This window comes from Oerskovia gallyi, from assembly GCF_014836745.1.
GTDB lineage: Bacteria > Actinomycetota > Actinomycetes > Actinomycetales > Cellulomonadaceae > Oerskovia > Oerskovia paurometabola.
In genome coordinates this window covers 463,097-466,623 of record NZ_JACSQE010000001.1, presented here as the reverse complement: position 1 = coordinate 466,623, position 3,527 = coordinate 463,097, and the positions used below count along the sequence as shown (strand labels likewise).

4 protein-coding genes are annotated in these 3,527 nt (G+C 72.8%); all 4 read right to left on the bottom strand.

The genetic code is table 11. The annotated features are described in order from the left end of the window. Positions 1-130: 130 nt before the first annotated feature. The 4 genes from H9640_RS02080 to H9640_RS02065 all read right to left on the bottom strand — a co-directional run bounded on the left by H9640_RS02080 (position 131) and on the right by H9640_RS02065 (position 3,320). Positions 131-970: an ABC transporter permease gene (locus tag H9640_RS02080; RefSeq protein ID WP_191789053.1), complete on the bottom strand. Its 840-nt coding sequence runs from the start codon at positions 968-970 to the stop codon at positions 131-133. Further along, positions 967-1,791 carry an ABC transporter ATP-binding protein gene (locus tag H9640_RS02075; RefSeq protein ID WP_191789052.1) on the bottom strand — a complete coding sequence of 275 codons (825 nt, stop codon included), beginning with the start codon at positions 1,789-1,791 and terminating at the stop codon, positions 967-969. Before H9640_RS02075 ends, H9640_RS02080 begins: the two co-directional genes overlap by 4 nt. Positions 1,792-1,881: 90 nt before the next feature. Further along, the gene (locus H9640_RS02070) at positions 1,882-2,730 is read right to left on the bottom strand and encodes a DUF4097 family beta strand repeat-containing protein (RefSeq protein WP_191789051.1); all 849 of its coding nucleotides are present in this window, start codon (positions 2,728-2,730) and stop codon (positions 1,882-1,884) included. Positions 2,731-2,807: 77 nt separating this feature from the next. Continuing rightward, positions 2,808-3,320, bottom strand: a complete 513-nt coding sequence (locus H9640_RS02065; RefSeq protein WP_191789050.1) for a histidine kinase — start codon at positions 3,318-3,320, stop codon at positions 2,808-2,810. Between the last annotated feature and the right edge of the window lie 207 nt (positions 3,321-3,527).

Here is a 3,527-nt window from a genome sequence, read left to right as displayed (position 1 = left end):
CCTCGGACCCGCAGACGGCGACGTTCACGGTCGTGGAACGGGGCGGTGAGGAGGACACGGTCGCGCCCCCCCGGGCCGCCCCGGGGCCCGGCCGGCGGCGCTCACCGCGCCGAGACTCGCGGTGCCCGTCTCAGAGGCGACGCTCGCGACGGAAGAGCACGCGCGCCCACACGTAGCCCGCGACCCCGATCACGACGGACCAGGCCACGGCCTGCACCGCGGTCGAGCCCGCGAGCCCCGCTCCCCCGGCGAGCAGCCCGCGCACGGTGTCGATGATGGGCGTGAAGGGCTGGTGCTCGGCGAACCAGCGCACGGCCGTCGGCATGGTCTCGACGGGCACGAACCCGCTGCCGAGGAAGGGCAGGAGCAGCAGGAGCATGGGCGTGTTGCTCGCGGTCTCGACGCTGCGGGCGTTGAGCCCCATGGCGACGCACAGCCAGTTGAGGCAGATCCCGAGCAGGACGAACAGGCCCAGGAGGGCAAGCCAGTCGAGCGCGTCGGCCTGGGGGCGGTAGCCCATGGCGATCGCGGCTCCGAGCACGAGGACCACGGCGATCAGGGCCTGCACGGCGAACCCGAGGACGTGCCCCGAGAGGATGGACCCGGGCGAGATCGCCATGGTCTTGAACCGGGACATGATGCCGCTCGCGGCGTCCATCGCGGCGCTCACCGCGACTGACGTCGCGCCCCCGACGACGGTGATGACCAGGAGCGTCGGCGTGATGTAGTCCAGGTAGGCAGCCCGGCCGTCGGCGCCGGGCGTGATCCCGGGAGCCACGCCGGCACCGAACGCCCCGCCGAAGACGTAGACGAAGAGCAGCAGCATGACCATCGGGCCGCCGACGATGAAGACCGTCAGGCCCGGGTAGCGCACGGCGCGCAGCAGGCTGCGGCGCAGCATGGTCCCGACGTCGGCGACCGGACGGGGCCGGGCCGTGGTGGTGGGGGCGGTGGTGGCGATGGCAGTCATCGGACGTTCTCCTTGTCCTGTGTCGGACCGGCGGCGGCAGCGGCGTCGCTGCCGGCCTCCTCCTCGGTGGGCGGTTCGGTCAGTGCCAGGAAGACCTCGTCGAGCGAGCCCGCGTCGTGCACGGACTTGAGCTCGGCGGGCGTGCCCTCGGCGACGATGCGGCCGCCGTGGAGGACCGCGACGGAGTCGGCGAGCCGGTCCGCCTCCTCGAGGTACTGCGTGGTGAGCAGGATCGTGGTGCCGCCCTCGACGAGCGCGCGCACCTCGTCCCACAGAGTGCGTCGGCTGCGGGGGTCGAGACCCGTCGTCGGCTCGTCGAGGAAGACGACCGACGGTGTGCCGACGAGCGTCATCGCGAGGTCGAGCTTGCGCTTCATGCCCCCCGAGTAGGTGGCCACGGGCTTGCCCGCGGCCTCGGCGAGACCGAACTGCTCGAGCAGCGCGGTCGCGCGGCGACGTCCGGCGGACTTCCCGAGGTGGTTGAGGTCGGCCATGAGCCGCAGGTTCTCGGTGCCGGTGAGCAGCTCGTCGACGGCCGTGATCTGGCCGGTCACGCCGATCGAGGCACGGACGGCGTCCGGCTCGCGGGCGATGTCATGGCCCGCGACGCGGACCGTGCCGGCGTCGGCGGCGAGCAGGGTCGACAGGACGCCCACGGTCGTCGTCTTGCCCGAGCCGTTGGGGCCGAGCAGCGCGGTGATCGTCCCGGCCGGGACGACGAGGTCGACGCCGTCGAGCACGAGCTGGGTGCCGGACTTCGAGCGGTAGGACTTGCGCAGGCCGGCGACCTCGATCGCGGGTCCGCGGACTGTGGTGGTCATGAGCTTCTCCTTCGAGGGTGGTGGACGAGCGGGTGGAGCAGTGACGAGCGGGGAGAGCACTTCTGCTGAGGACAGGGAGGAGAGGCGGCCTCAGGCGTGCGGGCGGCGCACGATCACGTCGCCGTAGCTGGTGCCTGCGCGGACCTCGACCGTCAGGTCGGACTCGCCGGGACCGGCGGCGTCCTGCAGGAGGTTGCGAACCTGGCCGTGCTGGGAGGTCGCGTCGAGCCAGGCGGCCGTGCCCTCGGGCACGCCGACCTCGATCGACCCGTACGAGCTCTCGAGCTGGACGCGACCGTTCACGGCCTGCTCGACGCGGATCCCGCCGTGCGCGCACTTGACGACGGTCTCACCGTGCGACCGGTCGATCGAGATGTCCCCGTGCGCGCCGTTGACGCGCAGGCTCCCGGTCGTCCTGCCGATCTCGGTGGTGCCGTTGGGCACCTTGACGGTCGCGTCGCCGTCGAGCTCGCGGACGCGCAGGCCGCCCGCCGAGACGGTGGCCTCGACGGTGCCGGAGACCCGGCCGACGCTGAGCGACCCGGCCGAGACCTTGATGTCGAGGCGGTCGACGTCGTCGAGCCGGGCGTTGCCACCGTTGAGGTTGAGGTCGACGGTCCCGAGCCGGCCCTCCGCGTAGAGGGAGCCGGCCTTGCCGCGCAGGTCCGACCCCGCGGGGAGCTCGATGGTGACCTTCGCGCCACCGGAGGCGAACGGCAGGACGTACTGCTTCCAGGCGTTGGGGTAGACGATCGCGATGGCGTCGCCGTCGCGCTCGACGCGGGTCTCCTCGGCGGCACGGACCGAGCCGGACTTGCCCGGGTCGGCCGGCAGGACGGTCACGACGACGTCGTCCCGTTCGCCGGCGACGACGTACAGGTTGCCGAAGGGGACGTCGATGACGACCGGGACGGGCGTGGGGGCGGCGAAAGTGGGCATGGCGGATCCTCCAGAGGGGTGAGCGTGTCCGCCCCGGGAAGGCGGGGCGCGGGGGTGTGGCGGTGGTGGGTGGTGGGTCAGCGCACCCAGCCGGTCACGCGACCGGAGGTGCTGGTGGCCCGGGGAGCCGGGCGGGACGGGGCGACGGGAGCGAGCGCGGCGGCGACCGCGCGCACGAGCCACGTGTTGACGGACATGCCCTCACGGGCTGCCGCTTCCTCGACCTGCACCTTGAGCTGGTCGGGCAGGCGGAGCGTCGTGCGGGACGTGCTGACGTCGTCGGGGTCGAGCACCGCCGCCCGGGCGGGCTCGGCCGCCGGGGCGGCGTCCTCCTCGAAGGCCGAGGTCGGTGCGGGAGTCACGATGAACTCGGGGTCACGCCCTCGGAGCCGGACGTCGACCGCCCCCGGCGCGAGCTCGGCCGTGATCTCGGTCGCCGCGGTCGAGAGGGCTTCGAGCAGGACGAGCCGGACGGCGGCGTCGAGCGGGGCCGACAGGCGGCCGGCGAGCTCACGGGCCTCGTCCCCGCCAGCGGCGGCTGCGGTGGCGAGCTGGTGCTGCAACTCGTCGACGTATCTCGTAAGTTCCATGACGCCACTATGACACCATCAATGGTGTCACCGCAAGAGAAATGGCGTCATCCATCTGAGAAAGTGGTGTCATCAAGACGCCATCCTGGTAAAAGGGCAGGTCAGAAGGCTGATCCCGGTCGACCCGATCTGCGCAGCACAACGCCGCGCCCCAGGCCGGACAGCCCGACGGCGCCCCGCCCCCCCCCCCCCCCCCCCGCCCCCCCC